The sequence below is a fragment of the Magnetovibrio blakemorei genome (assembly GCF_001746755.1).
GTDB lineage: Bacteria > Pseudomonadota > Alphaproteobacteria > Rhodospirillales > Magnetovibrionaceae > Magnetovibrio > Magnetovibrio blakemorei.
Genome location: NZ_MCGG01000020.1, coordinates 72,483 through 86,795, shown reverse-complemented (window position 1 = coordinate 86,795; position 14,313 = coordinate 72,483). Strand labels below are relative to the sequence as shown.

The window sequence follows — 14,313 nt, the reverse complement described above, 5'->3', positions numbered from 1 at the left end:
GGCGGCTTAAGCCGCCTCCTCCATCGCTTCGAAGTCGGCTTTCGCCACACCACAATCGGGGCATTCCCAATCGTCGGGGATATCGGCAAAGGCGGTGCCGGCGGGGATACCGTCTTCGGGCATGCCGACGGCGGGGTCATAGACGTAGTTGCAAACAACGCAGATGTATTTTTGGTTTTTCATAGCTTGATATCCTTATGGGTTTTGATGCTCTTCAGCGGTTATTCGGCGGCAACCGATTTGGTGCGAACTTGGTCGAGTGCGGCTTGGTAATGTCCGGCATGGCGTTCTTCAACTTTGGCCAGTGCGGCAAAACGTTTGGCGGCTTTTTCCAATACGGCGGCGAACATTTCAGCATGTTCACGGCTTTCTTCGATTTGTTCGTCCATTTCCTTCACCGCGTCCATGCGGCCTTCTTCAACGGCCAAGTGGCGGAACTTGGGATACATTTCGGTGTACTCGTAGGTTTCCCCTTCAACGGCCAGTTCCAGCATGCGTTCGACAGTTAATTCGCTGGACGGATACAAAAGTTCCAAATGACCGAAGGCGTGGGCGGTTTCTTGTTCCGCAGTGGCTTCGAAAACTTCGGCCACGTCATCCATGCCCAAAGCCCGGCAGCGGCGTGCGAAATAGAGGTATTTGCGGTTGGCCATGGATTCCCCGGCAAAGGCCGCTTCCAGGTTTTGAATGGTGACGGAATTTTCTGCTGTTTTGCTCATGTTGGTTTCTCCTGGTTGAGTGTGGTGCTGTTCGTTGAAAGCACCATACGGCCCTTGAATAAATCGATCCAATTGATTAAACTGTATTCAGTTAGTGAAGGAATCGATTATGTATCTGCCCACTTTGCGCCAATTGGAATACTTGATCGCGGTCGTAGATTTGTGCCATTTCGGCCAAGCGGCGGAGCGCTGCCACGTGACCCAATCGACGCTCAGTGCCGGATTGAGCGAATTGGAAAACCTGCTGCAGGCCGAATTGGTCGAACGCACCCGACGCAAAGTGCAGCCGACGCCCTTGGGTCTTGAGATCGCGGAGAAAGCGCGCACCGTGTTGGAAGGGGCACGCGACATTGCGGAAGTCGCCACCGCCGCAGGTCTGCCGCTCAGCGGGCGCATGCGCATGGGCATCATTCCCACCATCGGGCCATTTGTGCTGCCCCGCGTATTGGGCGGTTTGCGCCAAGCCTACCCGGACTTAAAGCTCTACTTAACGGAAGGCCAAAGCGCTGATGTTTTGGACCAACTGCACAGGGGCGATTTGGAGGCGGCCATCATCGCCCTGCCGTACGACACAGGAAACCTCAAAACCTTCGATTTGGGTGGCGATGCTTTTTGGGTGGCCTTGCCCAAGGGTCATGCTCTGGCCAAAAAGCGCAGCCTTTCGCCCGCAGACTTGCCAACCGACGAGCTTTTGATGTTGGCAGACGGTCACTGCCTGCGCGATCACGCCTTGGCCGCGTGTTCTCTGGCAGGCTTCAAGCACTCGGGCGAGTTCGCTTCCACCAGCCTCTACACCCTGGCGGAAATGGTTGCCAATGGCTTGGGCATCACGTTTTTGCCGGAAATTGCCCTGAACTCGGGCATGATCAACACCCAGGCGTTGGAGCTGCGGCCGCTGAAAACCAACGGTGCGCCGCGTCAAATTGCGTTGGTGTGGCGCGCCTCATTCCGCCGCGATTTGGACATCGCGGCACTCGGCGCTTACTTGCGCGGGCGCATGGCGGGGCTGCGGGTAAAACGCAAAATTTAGATCGTCACTATTTTTACAGGGTGATCAGTCGAACATCGCATCGATGTCGGCTTGGCTGACGCTTTCTTCACTGGCCAGCGCCGGACCATGCATGGCCTCGCCATTGTGTTCGTCTTTATCCGTGGGCTGCACCGGCAAGGCGGCGATGGAATCTTTGCCGATGATTACCACCAGCGAGCTCAGCGTGCCTTCCAAAAGGTTCATGGTTTGCACGATTTTGCCAATGCGCTGTCCGGTGATGTCTTGAAAGGTGCACGCTTCAAACACTTTGTTGGCATTATCGATGATCAGATCCAGATCATCCGTCACTTCCCCAATGCGGATGTGATCTTTCAACTTTTCGGCAATGGTCGACGTGGCTTCCGTCGCGGCCATGATGGTGTTGGTTGCTTCTTCGGTGGCGGTGACGATGGCGGCCAGTTGATCGGCGGCCTTGTTAAAGTGATCCACCTTGGAATTGGGGTGCTTTACGGCCGCAATTTCGCTCTTAATGCGCTCCATATAGCCATAGAGCTGCACAATTTGGCGCGACAATTCGTCATACTGGGCATTGTGGATGTGGTCGGTCATTCCCTGAATTTATCACTCCCCAGGCCGTCATGCACGCATGTTTACAGGAAACTTTTTGGGGCTGCCCCAGCTAACCAAAATTTACAGGTTTTCATGGAGCAGCCCCAAGTTATATTGGCGTGGACGCCTGAATTTAATCAAGCAAACCGGGATACACATCCAATACATTTGTATTGTCGAGACGATCAAAATAGCGCGCCCGATAGATCAACCGTTTGTGCGTTTCATCGTCGCTGAAGCCTGAACGGTCATGCAAAACGTTGGTGCTGACCAGGCCCATGCCCGATTCCAAACGACCTTGATAAATATAGGGGCTGTCGCTTTCCAAAAGTTTTTCCAAGAACGCAATCGCTTCCAAGGTGACGGCATCATTTTTCCACAATACATTTTGCTCGCGGATGGTATAGCGCATGTGCAGGTTGCCTTGGGCCGTGACCGAAAACACCGGACCGGGTTGGTCTTTGCGTGCCACGGTGCCGCCTTCATCGATGCGTGCCGGAATGGTCATGGCATCGGGAGCACACAAAGCCCGGATGTAATCCGGATTTTCCCGCCGCAGTTCCATATAGGCGATTTCATGATCCATCAGGCGATTTTCGCCGCCTTCGGCCGCGGGACAGACACAATGGAGATTGAGCGTCTGGATTTGCTTGTCGGCGGTGTTGTAGTAGCCGTCGGTGTGCCATTTGATCAAACGATTGGTGTAGGGAATGTAATGGTGGCGGGTGCCGTCATCGACCACGGTCAAAGACGTCAAACCATCGTCGTCAGCCAGCCAGTTGTGGTTCAAACCCGCCGCGCCCAATTGGGCCGCCAATTTCAAGGGAATGGCGCGATCAGGATCGTCGCCCGTACCACCAACGTAAACCGCCATGTTGGCCTTTTGCAGACGCACCAACAAGGCGCCATGTTCAGCCGCCGTCAAAGCGCGGGGGTCTTTCACTTCGACCACCAAATCGCCCAAAGAACTTGGGTAATCCTTTAATTTTTGCTCACACCACGCATCAAACAATGCCGTGTTGGACAGATCGAAGGGGCTGTTTATTAAGTCTTGATGGGCTTGATGAGCGCGCATGTTAAAATCCTTATGGGTCAAAACAACGTTCTCCCTCAGCCCACATCGGAAGATTTTCGACGCACATAATACAAAGTACGTATAGCGCATCCTTGACCGTCGTCAGGCGGCCTTGTAGTCCCCCCATAAACCAAAAACCCCCGCCGAAATTGGGCGGGGGTTTTGAATTCTTGTGGTCTTTGACGTCTGCAGCGGACCTATTTAGGCGCGAGCACCATCGTCATCATGCGGCCTTCGGACTTGGGCATTTGTTCGACCTTGGTCAATTCCTCAAGTTCGTCGCGCATTTTAACCAAAACTTTAAGGCCTAAGTCCTGGTGAGCCATTTCGCGGCCACGGAAGCGGATGGTGACTTTCACCTTATCGCCATTGTCCAAGAACTTGCGCGCGGCCTTCATCTTGACTTCATAGTCATGAATGTCGATGCCGGGGCGCATCTTGATCTCTTTGATCGCGATGACCTTTTGCTTTTTCTTCGCCTCGTTGCGCTTTTTCTGTTCCTCGTACTTGTACTTGCCATAGTCGAGGATTTTGCACACCGGCGGTTCTGCGTTGGGGGAAACCTCAACCAGGTCCAGGCCGTGTCCGACTGCGATTTGAATAGCTTCCTGGGTGGTTTTAACGCCGATCATTTCACCTTCGGGTCCGACAAGGCGGACTTCCTGGGCGGTGATACGTTCATTGATGTTTGGTCCATCAAAGGTCGGCTTTTTGTTAAATGGTGGTCGGGCGATGGCCCTTCTCCTTCTGTTATGCGCTTCCGGCGGCGCTTAAAAACGTACAGTGCTGTTATTATATGGGACGAAAATGACCTCAACTTCCGGACAGCGGGCCCTTTGCCTCGGCCGAGAGGATATCAATTGCCTCTGCAAGCGCAAGGATTTCTTGATCTTTACCGTCAAGACGGCGCACCGCCACCTTGTTTTCTTCGGCTTCACGTTTGCCCACGACAAAAATCGCGGGGACTTTTTTGTGGCTGTGCTCGCGAATTTTGTAGTTGATCTTTTCGTTGCGCACATCGATTTCGGCGCGAATTCCCGCCGTTTTCAAGGCTTCATAAACATCCAGCGCATAGTCGTCGGCGTCCGACGTGATGGTCGTCACGACCGCTTGAACGGGGGCCAACCACAGGGGGAATTTGCCCGCATAGTTTTCCATCAAAATTCCCAAGAAACGCTCAAAGGACCCCAAAATGGCGCGATGAAGCATGACCGGGCGATGCTTTTCACCGTCCACACCGATATAAGTGGCGTCCAAACGTTCAGGCAAAACGAAGTCGACCTGCAAGGTGCCGCACTGCCAATCGCGACCGATGGCGTCACGCAGCACGAATTCCAGCTTCGGTCCGTAGAACGCCCCTTCGCCCGGATTGAGGGTCCACTCCAGCCCTGCGGCCTCGGTGGCTTCCTTCAGCGCACTTTCGGCCTTGTCCCAGGTTTCATTGCTGCCGGCGCGGACTTCGGGGCGGTCGGAGAATTTAACCTTCACCTCTTCAAATCCGAAATCTTTGTAGATTCGCAAAAGCAAGTCGCAAAAATCTTTGGTTTCCGACGTGATCTGGTCTTCGGTGCAGAAAATATGCGCATCGTCTTGGGTGAACGCACGCACCCGCATCAAGCCATGCAGCGCGCCCGAAGGTTCGTTTCTGTGACAGCTGCCAAATTCCGCCATGCGGATCGGCAAATCGCGATAGCTGGTGGTGCCTTGTTTAAAAATCTGCACATGACACGGGCAGTTCATCGGTTTGATGGCCAACAGGCGGTCTTCGGATTCGGCCACAAACATGGCTTCACGGAATTTTTCCCAGTGCCCGGAATCTTCCCACAGCTTGCGATCCACCAGTTGCGGGGTGTTGACCTCAACATAGCCCGCCGCTTCCAAATTGGTGCGCATGTAATCTTGAACGGCGCGATAGAGCGTCCAGCCCTTGGGGTGCCAGAAGACGCTGCCCTGGGCGACGTCTTGCAAATGGAACAGCTCCATTTCCCGGCCCAAACGCCTGTGATCGCGTTTTTCGGCCTCTTCCAACATGGTCAAGTACGCGGCCAATTGCTTTTTATCAGTCCATGCGGTGCCGTAAATGCGTTGCAGCATTTCGTTGTTGGAATCGCCGCGCCAATAAGCCCCCGCCAGCTTCATCAGCTTGAACGCTTTGCCCAGTTTACCCGTCGACGGCAAATGTGGGCCGCGGCACAGGTCGATGAAATCGCCTTGGCGGTACAAGCTGACGTCTTGGTCTTCGGGGATGGCTTCGATGATCTGGGCTTTATAATGTTCGCCCTTTTGTTTGAAGAAATTGATGGCGTCGTCGCGCGCCCACACTTCGCGGGTGATGACTTCGTCGCGGTCGACAATTTCCGCCATGCGCTTTTCGATCTTTTCAAGATCTTCAGGCACAAACGGTTTTTCGCGGGCAAAATCGTAATAAAAGCCGTTTTCGATGGCCGGTCCGATGGTCACCTGGGTGTCGGGATACAGCTCCTGCACCGCTTCGGCCATGATGTGCGCGGCGTCGTGACGCAGCACTTCCAGCGCGTCTTCATCCTTCGCGGTGACAATGGAAAACGCGACATCTTCGGTTATGGAACGCGACAAATCTGCCAGTTCCCCGTTGATTTTGACCGCCAAGGCGGCCTTCGCCAAACCCGGACCGATATCCGCAGCAACGTCTGCGCCCGTTATGGGGGCGTCATACTTACGGATGGAACCGTCGGGAAGTGTCAAGTTAACCATTAACATATGCCTTCGTTCGATGAAGCGTGCTTGAAAAGCGCGAATGTAAGGGGATTCAGGCCTCTGTCAAGGCACCAAAGCGGCTGTACGCTCTACCACGTCCCAAACTTCCGCCACCGAAACGTCTTCCAACCGCGTTTTGCGCACAATCTCAACGCTGGGGCCCCGTTGCGCGCACAAGGCCGGGTCACTGTCGGATGAATACAGCACAATGCTGGGGCAGCCCGCCAAGGAAATCATATGCATCGGACCGGTATCGTTGCCCACCGCCAGCGCCGCGCCACGCGCCAGCACGGCGATGTCGATAAAATCGGTTTTGGCGCACAGGTTCACCGTGCCGGGAGCATCCCGTTCAATCAGGGTCAAAATCCCCTGTTCCGCGCGCGCGCCCAACAAGACCGGGGTAATGCCCTTGACAAACAGGCGGTTGGCCAGTTCTGCGAAGTCTTTTGCAGGCCAGCGTTTGGCCGGACGGTGCGGCGCGCCGCCGGGAACCAAAAGCGCATAAGGCTTTTCAATACCAAAACGATAAATGTCTTTTTGCGCGAAACTTAAATCCGCCATGCCGACATCCGTAATGCCCGCCACCGCCAATTGATCGATTTGGCGTTCAATGGTGTGCATCCGGTCGCGTTCCGGATGGGTATGACGGTGCGAACAGCCCCGGGCAATGCCCGACCACAGGGGACGTTTAAAGGGGCCGAGAATATGAAAATAAAAGCTTGAGCGATCCGACGTCTGCAAATCGTAAACGTGGGTAAAATGGCCCGATTTCAGCTTTTCCCTTAAACGCCGAACCCGCCCGATTTGCCACGGCTTGGGCCGCTCTTCATCAACCCAAACGTCGTCGAACAAACCCGTCGCCCGCGCCAAATCAACATACGGCTTGGTGGTCAGTAAAATAACCGAAGCGGCGCCCAACGGGCTTTGATGATGACGGCGAATGGCCGCCATTGGCCCCAAAGCTTGGACAAAATCGCCCAATGCCCCCAGTTTGATGATGAGAACCCGTTCGACCGCGCCGCCCACCAGACTAGATGTCCTTATAGCGCTCTGGATCGCGCTCCTGCAGAACTTCTCTGTAAACGCTCAAGGTTTTGGCGCACATCAAGTCTTTGGAAAAATGCTCGCTAACACTTTTTGCCGCCTTGGCGGCAAACGCACGGCGTCCGTCCTCGTCCAGATCCAAGGCTTTTTGCATCACCGCCGCCAGCGCCATTTTGTCGCCGGGCGGGAACAGCCAGCCGGTTTCGCCATCGATGATGGTTTCGCACGCGCCACCGTGATCGGGCGCCACCACCGGACGGCCCAGGGCTTGGGCTTCGACCACGACCCGGCCAAAGGCTTCGGGATCGGTTGAGGCCGACACCACCACGTCAGCCATCATGTAAGCGGCGGGCATATCGTCGCAGTGATCGACAATGCGCACCACCGAATTCAAACCGTTCGCTTCGATCAGGCGTTCCAGTTCTTTGCGGTAGCCGCTGCGGCCTTGATCGGAACCGACCAAAACGCAGCGAATGTCTTTGCGCCCCAACGCCGCAATGGCTTCGATAAACACCGATTGGCCTTTCCACCGGGTCAAGCGACCGGGCAACATCAACACCGGAAAGCCATCGTCCAAGCGCCACGTTTGCGCCAGCGTGATCACCCGTTCGGCGTTGACCAAAGCCGGATTGAAACTATCCAGATCGACGCCGCGATGAATGACGCGAATTTTTTCCCCCGGCGCGCCGTACATTTGTTTTAAGTGCCCGGCGATAAATTTAGAAATCGCAATCACCCGGTCGCCGCGGGTCATCACCGAATTGTAAATGCGTTTGAACGCCGAGCCGACCGAATAGGTGCCGTGAAAAGTGGTGATAAACGCCGTATTGGTGCGTTTGCAGGCATAATAGGCACTCCACGCCGGGGCGCGCGACCGCACGTGCACCAGATCGATGCCTTGGGTCTTGATCAGCTTTTCCAGCTTGGCGATGTTGGCGTAAATGGTCAGCGGATTTTTGGAATGCAGCGGCAATTCGATGTGCTCAGCACCCGCGCGCTGCAACTGATACACCCGCGCGCCGCCGCTGGACGCCACCAAGGAACGCCAGCCTTGGGCTGAAATACAGCCGGCAATTTCCACGGTGCCGCGTTCCACGCCACCACTGCCGCCCAAGGCGGGCAGAACCTGCAACACGGTCACAGGGGCGGGTTTGACAAGGCCTTCGCCTCCGCCAACGCCTTGTGTATCCGGCGCGCACAAACGTGCCGGAGGAAAAATGGTCAGGTTCTGCTTAATGGTCTGGGCCCCTTATTGTCTTGACCGTGCGGTCACTGAATGTATTTTTATCATGTAACTTCTGGCACGGCCAAATAATCGTTACAGTTCATAGGTGAGGTGTCCAGAGAAATGCAAGCTTCTTCTAACGAAACGCCCCCCCAAATCCTCACCCGTGAAGACGGCGCGACCATCGCCTACCACTTCACGCCGGGCCAAGATTTACCCCAAAACACCCCCGAATCGACGCATAACCGAATCGGGGTGGTGTTTTTGAGCGGTTATAAATCCGATATGCAAGGCTCCAAAGCGCTCGCCCTGGAAGCGTGGTGCCAAGCCCACGGACGGAGCTTTTTGCGCTTTGATTACACCGGACACGGGCAATCGTCGGGCGCTTTCATCGACGGCACCATCGGCCAATGGGCCAATGATGCGATCTATGCCCTGGATCACTTGACCCAAGGGCCGCAAGTTCTCGTCGGCAGTTCCATGGGTGGGTGGTTGATGCTGTTGGTGGCGCGCGAACGCGCTGAGCGTCTGCGCGGCCTCATCGGGCTGGCCGCCGCACCCGACTTCACCGAAGATTTGATGGCCAACGCCTTCACCGATGCGCAGCGCCTGGAACTGGAACAGACCGGCCAAGTGGCACTGCCCAGCGACTACAATCCGCAAGACCCTTACATCATCACCAAGGCTTTGATTGAAGACGGCAAGACCCATCTGGTGCTGCGCGAGCCGCTCAACCTGAAAATGCCCGTGCGCCTGATCCAGGGCATGAAGGATTTGGACGTACCGTGGCAAACGGCGCTGCAAATCCAGGACGCTTTGGTCAGTGATGACGTCGAAATTCAGTTTGTCAAAAACGGCGACCATCGATTGTCCGAAGAGGCCGACCTCAAACGTCTCACCCGCACGCTGAACAATTTGTTGTCTGATTTGGAAAGTGAACCTGTATGACGCCCATTCTCAACAAACTGATTTTTGGCTTCACGTTTTTTCGCGAAAAATATTTTTCCGAACGCAAGGACCTCTACCGCCGTTTGGTGCGCGACGGGCAACGCCCGAACATCGCCATGGTGGCGTGTTCCGATTCCCGCGTTGACCCGGCCCTCGTTTTGCAATCTGATCCCGGCGACATCTTCGCCATTCGCAACGTCGCCAATCTGGTGCCGCCGTTCGAGGAAGACCAAGCGGGCGAAACCTCTTATCACGGCACCTCGGCGGCTTTGGAATTCGCCGTCGAGCAATTGGGCGTTGAGCACATCGTCATCTTCGGCCACGCCCACTGTTCAGGTGTCAAAGCCATGGTCATGGGCCAAGAAGGCACGCCGGTGGCGGGACGATTTGTGCCGTCGTGGACCTCTATCGTCAACAAAGCCTACACCCTGGCCAAAAGCAAAAACCCGTCAGCCGAAGGCGAAGTCCTGGACCGCTGCTGCGAACGCCAAGCGGTCATCGTGTCCCTGGAAAACCTGATGACTTTCCCCTTCATCCGCGAGCGCGTGGAAAACCAAACCCTGCAAATTCACGGCTGGTATTTGGACATCGCCGAAGGCGAACTCAGCAGCTACGACCCCGCCCAAGATAAGTTTTCACCGTTGGTGTAAAACCTAAGTTCTGCAGGCCACGGAACGTCATTGCGAGAAGCGCAGCGACGAAGCAATCCATCTCACAGCACGCCCGCTCCCCCTGGATTGCCACGCGCCAGATAGGCGCTCGCAATGACAACAGGCGGAGGCAAAATGCCCCTACACCCCCTCCGCTTCCAGCACCGCTTTGAGGCCGGACTTGTAGTCGGGGTAGAGGAGTTTGACGCCCAGTTCGTCTTTGATTTTGTCGTTCATGATAAGACGGTTGTCGGCCCAGAAGGTTTGCGCCATGGGGGACATGGTTTGCACCGCTTCTTCATAGGGGATTTCTTTGGGCACGGGTTTGCCCAGCAGTTCGCAGGCGTACTTGATGACGTCGCTGGGTTGGGCCGGGTCGTCGTCGCAGACGTTGTAGATACCGCCCGGATCGGGCTTGGCCATGGAGGCTTTCAGCACGTTGGCGATGTCGGCCACGTGGATGCGGGAAAACAAATGTCCGGGGCTGTGGATGCGCTGAGCGCGACCGGCGCGGACTTTGTCAAAGGGGCTGCGGCCCGGCCCATAAATGCCTGCCAAGCGAAACACCTGCAACGCCAAGCGGCTGCGCACCGCCAAATTCTGCCAGCGGGTTTCGGCGAGGCCGCGAAAGCGTGAGCGTTCTTGGGTTGGCAGCAGCCGGGACGTTTCGTTCACCGGTTTGCCGCCAGTGTTGCCATAGACCCCCACGGTGGATAAATAGCCCAGCCACTGGATATGAGCCGCATGACGGGCCAAATCTTGGCCGTGCACGTCCAACACCGGATCACCCGCACCATCGGGCGGCACGGAGACCAGCACGTGGGTGACGTCGGCGAACAGGATATCGAAGTCTGCTAAGGGGTGATCGCGGTCAAAGACCAAGCGATTCTCATCTGAGGCCTGTTCGCGCGTTTCCTCGCCAAAACGATGCGTGCCGGAGACCCGCCAGCCTTCGTTTTTCAACTCACGCGCCAGCCACCGGGCCGAATAGCCCAGGCCAAAACAAAACAGATGCGGCGTTTTATTGATCATAACCACCCTTGCTTTTTTTCCATCAGAAGGCAACTGTAGCCATCATGACGCGCCCGATCCAAATGACAACCGTGATTATTCTGTGCGCCCTCTCTTTGACGGGGGGAATGGCGCAGGGCGAAACCACCCTCGATGCACACATGCGCTATAAGGCCTGCATGGACAAGGTGCAAACCCATGCCGAGGCCGCGTTTGACGACGCCACCACTTGGGAAGGTCTGGGCGGCGGCTATCCAGCACGCCATTGTGCCTTGGCCGCCTTGGTCAAAATCGGCCATTACGGCGAGGCGGCCCAGGGCCTGGAAAAACTCGCCGATCTGGTCCACGCCAACAAAGCCTTTAAGGCCAAATTGCTGATGCAAAGTGCCCGCGCGTGGATTGCCACAGACGACCCCCAGCACGCCGCCGCCGTTCTAGACGCCGCATTGACCCTGTCCCCTGGTGAGCCACACATTTTGCTGGTGCGCGCGCAAGCCTTCGCGTTGCAAGGCGCATACGACCAAGCGGTTGAAAACCTCAGCCTCATTATAGAAGGCGCACCCGGAACTGATAAAACCTTCGTCGATGCCACCTTGGGGGTGGACGCTTTGGTGCTTCGTGGTGCCGCTTATCGCCAATTGGACAAGAAGGACTTAGCGCTTGCCGATTTGGACCAGGCCTTAAGCCTTGACCCGAACCATCCCGAAGGCTTGTTGGAGCGCGGCATCGTGCATCGACTGGCCGGACACAACGAAGCGGCACGCGCAGACTGGAAACAGTTGCTGGACACGGCCCCCAAAACGGATGCCGCCCGCGCCGCCGCCGCCAATGTGCATATGCTGGATAGTGGTCTTGAAGGTGGGGAATAACTGGTAAGCGTGGCCCAGGCTCCCTATATTAGACGAAACTCATTTAAGGGCCGGCATATATCGGCTGCAAAAAAATTAATTAGGGACGCACCATGAGCAACAACACCCACTTAGACACCCCGGACTTTCCGCTTCATTCCAGTGGCGATGTGGACGGGCCAGCCCACCGCCAAGCCCACGAAATCGGTTGTGGGGCCGTTGTCATCCGCACCACCAGCGACAACGACGGAAACCGCCATACGGTCTGCCTGAAACTGAACCGCATTGGCAAAGAATACCTGCATCACTATGTCGTCACCCTTGACCCCACGGCCAAAGACGCGCTGGCGCTGATTTATGTCGACCCTGAGGAGCTGCTGTTCGATTGCTTTGCGACCTTGGAGTTGGACTTAGGGGCCAGCGCCGACATTGCTCCCGAACCCGGCCATGCGTTTGAAAACAAGGACGGCCATTTCATCAAGGTTTTGGACGATCCCAAAAGCCAGAAAATGTTCGGCTTCATCGAGCCCGCCAGTGGGCTGGTAAAATTGCGCCAGGAACGCAATCTCAAAAGCGTCCACCCCAACTGGACCGCGCGCGCCAAGCTCAACGACGAAATCGTTGAACTGACACACCTTTTGCAACGTTTTGCCGCACAGCTTTAAGATTAGCGCCTTAAGCTTAAATCGATTCGACGCATTCATTTAGGCTCAATTACTTAAACACAAATAATTGAGCCTAAATTTCATTCTGCCGATGGAGCCGGATATACGCCATTTTCATCGTGCACTTCCAACCCTGACAACGGCGGATTGAAGACGCATATCATGCGCATTTCCTGTTCTGCGCGCAGCAAATGTTTTTCATGGCCGTCCAGCGCATAGAGCGTGCCCGGTTCGATGGCATAGGTTGGGCCGTTGGGCAGAACTTCGATTTCGCCTTTGCCGGCAATGCAGTACACGGCCTCGAGATGGTTTTGATACCAAATCAAGGTTTCCGTGCCCGTATGGATCAAGGTGTCGTGCATGGAAAAGCCCATGCCGGCATCTTTCAACAGCAAGCGACGACTGGTCCAGTTGCCGCCTTTGACCTCGTGCTCGGTGCCCAGCACATCGTCCAGTGTTTTAACGATCATGTATAAGGTCCTGTCTTAAGCAACGGACTTGCCATAGGCATTGGGGAAACGACGCGCCGCCACCTGGGCAATCGCGTTTTCTAAGATGTCGAGGCCTTGTTCCAAAACCACTTCATCTATGGTCAGCGGCGGCATCACCTTGGCGACTTGCGAACGCACCCCAGCCGTTTCCATAATCAGACCGTTGGCGAACGCTTCGGCACAAATTTCTTCGGCGAAACCATCCAGTTTGCTTTCCAACGCCTGAATCATGCCGCGTCCACGCGCGACCAGTTGCGCTTTGGGAAATTGCCCGGCCAATGCGTCTAAGCGTTCACGCACCCGCAAGCCCTTGAACACAATGCCTTCTTCAAGCTTGTCGTCGCGCCAATAGTCCAGCGCTTTGGTGGCGGCGACAAAGGCTAAATTGTTGCCGCGAAAGGTGCCATTGTGTTCACCGGGCGACCACACATCCAAATCGGGGCGAATCAACACCAACGCCATCGGCAGACCCATGCCGCCGATCGCTTTGGACAGGCACACCATATCGGGGTGGATACCCGCGATTTCAAAACTGAAGAACGTACCGGTGCGGCCACAGCCCATTTGAATGTCATCGACAATCATCAAGATGTCATGGCGACGACACAATTTTTCCAAATTGCGCAGCCACTTCCAACTGGCGACGTTGACGCCGCCTTCGCCCTGCACGGTTTCAACGATAACCGCGGCGGGTTTATCCTGACCTGAGCCGGCATCGTTCAGGAACGCCTCAAAATACGCCAAGGTATCGGCATCGACGCCCAAGTAACCATCAAACGGCATCGTCGTGACGTTGCCCAGCGGCACCCCGGCCCCGGCGCGCTTGGTGGCATTACCCGTCAACGCCAGTGAACCCAGCGTCATGCCGTGAAAACCGTTGGAAAACGATACCACTTCGGTGCGCCCGGTCACCTTGCGCGCCAACTTCAACGCGCTTTCCACCGCGTTGGTGCCGGTGGGTCCGGGGAACTGAATTTTGTATTCCAGACCGCGCGGCTTCAAGATGACGTCGTTAAAGGTTTCCAAGAAGGTGCGCTTGGCTTCGGTGCCCATGTCCAGGGAATGGGTGATGCCATCACCCATCATGTATTCAACCACCGCCTCTTTGATCTTGGTGTTGTTGTGGCCATAGTTCATGACCCCGGCGCCGGCGAAAAAATCGATGTAGACGTTGCCGTCTTCATCCACCATGTGGGCGTCTTTGGCGGTCGAGAAAACCACCGGGAAGTCCCGGATATAGCCACGTACGTTGGATTCAAGCTTATCAAATGTTTTCATCGTTCGTTCCTCTGTTTCAGATT

At 55.8% G+C, this 14,313-nt stretch carries 16 protein-coding genes; 5 read left to right on the top strand and 11 right to left on the bottom strand.

Annotation, left to right across the window (positions count from 1 at the left end; genetic code table 11):
* Positions 1-6: 6 nt before the first annotated feature.
* Both BEN30_RS07015 and BEN30_RS07010 read right to left on the bottom strand, forming a co-directional pair.
* Positions 7-183 carry a rubredoxin gene (locus BEN30_RS07015; protein ID WP_069957625.1) on the bottom strand — a complete coding sequence of 59 codons (177 nt, stop codon included), beginning with the start codon at positions 181-183 and terminating at the stop codon, positions 7-9.
* A 38-nt stretch (positions 184-221) separates the two neighbouring features.
* A complete protein-coding gene (locus BEN30_RS07010) occupies positions 222-719 on the bottom strand; it encodes a rubrerythrin family protein (protein WP_069957645.1) in 498 nt (165 codons plus the stop codon).
* Between the two features lie 109 nt (positions 720-828).
* On the opposite strand from BEN30_RS07010, the gene BEN30_RS07005 reads away from it, so the two are divergent.
* A complete protein-coding gene (locus tag BEN30_RS07005; RefSeq protein WP_069957624.1) occupies positions 829-1,749 on the top strand; it encodes a hydrogen peroxide-inducible genes activator in 921 nt (306 codons plus the stop codon).
* A 24-nt stretch (positions 1,750-1,773) separates the two neighbouring features.
* On the opposite strand, the gene BEN30_RS07000 is transcribed toward BEN30_RS07005, so the two are convergent.
* The 6 genes from BEN30_RS07000 to BEN30_RS06975 all read right to left on the bottom strand — a co-directional run bounded on the left by BEN30_RS07000 (position 1,774) and on the right by BEN30_RS06975 (position 8,375).
* Entirely contained in the window at positions 1,774-2,319 is a 546-nt protein-coding gene (locus BEN30_RS07000) for a protein phosphatase CheZ (RefSeq protein ID WP_069957623.1), read from the bottom strand.
* A gap of 133 nt (positions 2,320-2,452) precedes the next feature.
* Positions 2,453-3,394 (bottom strand): TauD/TfdA family dioxygenase, encoded by a 942-nt coding sequence (locus BEN30_RS06995; protein ID WP_069957622.1) that lies wholly within the window; start codon positions 3,392-3,394, stop codon positions 2,453-2,455.
* 197 nt (positions 3,395-3,591) lie between these two features.
* Entirely contained in the window at positions 3,592-4,128 is a 537-nt protein-coding gene (infC, locus tag BEN30_RS06990) for a translation initiation factor IF-3 (protein ID WP_069957621.1), read from the bottom strand.
* A 79-nt stretch (positions 4,129-4,207) separates the two neighbouring features.
* Entirely contained in the window at positions 4,208-6,127 is a 1,920-nt protein-coding gene (gene thrS, locus BEN30_RS06985) for a threonine--tRNA ligase (RefSeq protein ID WP_069957644.1), read from the bottom strand.
* 66 nt (positions 6,128-6,193) lie between these two features.
* Positions 6,194-7,156 carry a glycosyltransferase family 9 protein gene (locus BEN30_RS06980; protein WP_069957620.1) on the bottom strand — a complete coding sequence of 321 codons (963 nt, stop codon included), beginning with the start codon at positions 7,154-7,156 and terminating at the stop codon, positions 6,194-6,196.
* 4 nt (positions 7,157-7,160) lie between these two features.
* Positions 7,161-8,375 (bottom strand): glycosyltransferase family 4 protein, encoded by a 1,215-nt coding sequence (locus BEN30_RS06975; RefSeq protein ID WP_084005177.1) that lies wholly within the window; start codon positions 8,373-8,375, stop codon positions 7,161-7,163.
* 147 nt (positions 8,376-8,522) lie between these two features.
* Between BEN30_RS06975 and BEN30_RS06970 the strand changes: the two genes are divergently transcribed.
* Together BEN30_RS06970 and BEN30_RS06965 are read left to right on the top strand one after the other, a co-directional pair.
* A complete protein-coding gene (locus tag BEN30_RS06970; RefSeq protein ID WP_069957619.1) occupies positions 8,523-9,347 on the top strand; it encodes an alpha/beta hydrolase in 825 nt (274 codons plus the stop codon).
* A complete protein-coding gene (locus tag BEN30_RS06965) occupies positions 9,344-9,997 on the top strand; it encodes a carbonic anhydrase (protein WP_069957618.1) in 654 nt (217 codons plus the stop codon). The genes BEN30_RS06970 and BEN30_RS06965 overlap by 4 nt, the downstream gene beginning before the upstream one ends.
* A 141-nt stretch (positions 9,998-10,138) precedes the next feature.
* On the opposite strand, the gene BEN30_RS06960 is transcribed toward BEN30_RS06965, so the two are convergent.
* Entirely contained in the window at positions 10,139-11,029 is an 891-nt protein-coding gene (locus BEN30_RS06960; protein WP_069957617.1) for an SDR family oxidoreductase, read from the bottom strand.
* A gap of 44 nt (positions 11,030-11,073) precedes the next feature.
* On the opposite strand from BEN30_RS06960, the gene BEN30_RS06955 reads away from it, so the two are divergent.
* Together BEN30_RS06955 and BEN30_RS06950 are read left to right on the top strand one after the other, a co-directional pair.
* The gene (locus tag BEN30_RS06955; RefSeq protein WP_069957616.1) at positions 11,074-11,877 is read left to right on the top strand and encodes a tetratricopeptide repeat protein; all 804 of its coding nucleotides are present in this window, start codon (positions 11,074-11,076) and stop codon (positions 11,875-11,877) included.
* Positions 11,878-11,969: 92 nt separating this feature from the next.
* The gene (locus BEN30_RS06950) at positions 11,970-12,521 is read left to right on the top strand and encodes a hypothetical protein (RefSeq protein WP_069957615.1); all 552 of its coding nucleotides are present in this window, start codon (positions 11,970-11,972) and stop codon (positions 12,519-12,521) included.
* Between the two features lie 80 nt (positions 12,522-12,601).
* Here the strand turns inward: BEN30_RS06950 and BEN30_RS06945 are convergent, their stop codons facing one another.
* Together BEN30_RS06945 and ectB are read right to left on the bottom strand one after the other, a co-directional pair.
* Positions 12,602-12,991 carry an ectoine synthase gene (locus BEN30_RS06945; protein ID WP_069957614.1) on the bottom strand — a complete coding sequence of 130 codons (390 nt, stop codon included), beginning with the start codon at positions 12,989-12,991 and terminating at the stop codon, positions 12,602-12,604.
* Positions 12,992-13,006: 15 nt separating this feature from the next.
* Complete coding sequence (gene ectB / locus BEN30_RS06940; RefSeq protein ID WP_069957613.1) at positions 13,007-14,290, bottom strand: diaminobutyrate--2-oxoglutarate transaminase; 1,284 nt, start codon at positions 14,288-14,290, stop codon at positions 13,007-13,009.
* Positions 14,291-14,313: the final 23 nt, after the last annotated feature.

Excerpts from the sequence above, each read along its gene's own strand:
- BEN30_RS07015 (WP_069957625.1), bottom strand. The coding sequence starts at position 183 with ATGAAAAACCAAAAATACATCTGCGTTGTTTGCAACTACGTCTATGAC.
- BEN30_RS07010 (WP_069957645.1), bottom strand. The coding sequence starts at position 719 with ATGAGCAAAACAGCAGAAAATTCCGTCACCATTCAAAACCTGGAAGCG.
- BEN30_RS07005 (WP_069957624.1), top strand. The coding sequence starts at position 829 with ATGTATCTGCCCACTTTGCGCCAATTGGAATACTTGATCGCGGTCGTA.
- BEN30_RS07000 (WP_069957623.1), bottom strand. The coding sequence starts at position 2,319 with ATGACCGACCACATCCACAATGCCCAGTATGACGAATTGTCGCGCCAA.
- BEN30_RS06995 (WP_069957622.1), bottom strand. The coding sequence starts at position 3,394 with ATGCGCGCTCATCAAGCCCATCAAGACTTAATAAACAGCCCCTTCGAT.
- thrS (WP_069957644.1), bottom strand. The coding sequence starts at position 6,127 with ATGGTTAACTTGACACTTCCCGACGGTTCCATCCGTAAGTATGACGCC.
- BEN30_RS06970 (WP_069957619.1), top strand. The coding sequence starts at position 8,523 with ATGCAAGCTTCTTCTAACGAAACGCCCCCCCAAATCCTCACCCGTGAA.
- BEN30_RS06965 (WP_069957618.1), top strand. The coding sequence starts at position 9,344 with ATGACGCCCATTCTCAACAAACTGATTTTTGGCTTCACGTTTTTTCGC.
- BEN30_RS06960 (WP_069957617.1), bottom strand. The coding sequence starts at position 11,029 with ATGATCAATAAAACGCCGCATCTGTTTTGTTTTGGCCTGGGCTATTCG.
- BEN30_RS06955 (WP_069957616.1), top strand. The coding sequence starts at position 11,074 with ATGACGCGCCCGATCCAAATGACAACCGTGATTATTCTGTGCGCCCTC.
- BEN30_RS06950 (WP_069957615.1), top strand. The coding sequence starts at position 11,970 with ATGAGCAACAACACCCACTTAGACACCCCGGACTTTCCGCTTCATTCC.
- BEN30_RS06945 (WP_069957614.1), bottom strand. The coding sequence starts at position 12,991 with ATGATCGTTAAAACACTGGACGATGTGCTGGGCACCGAGCACGAGGTC.
- ectB (WP_069957613.1), bottom strand. The coding sequence starts at position 14,290 with ATGAAAACATTTGATAAGCTTGAATCCAACGTACGTGGCTATATCCGG.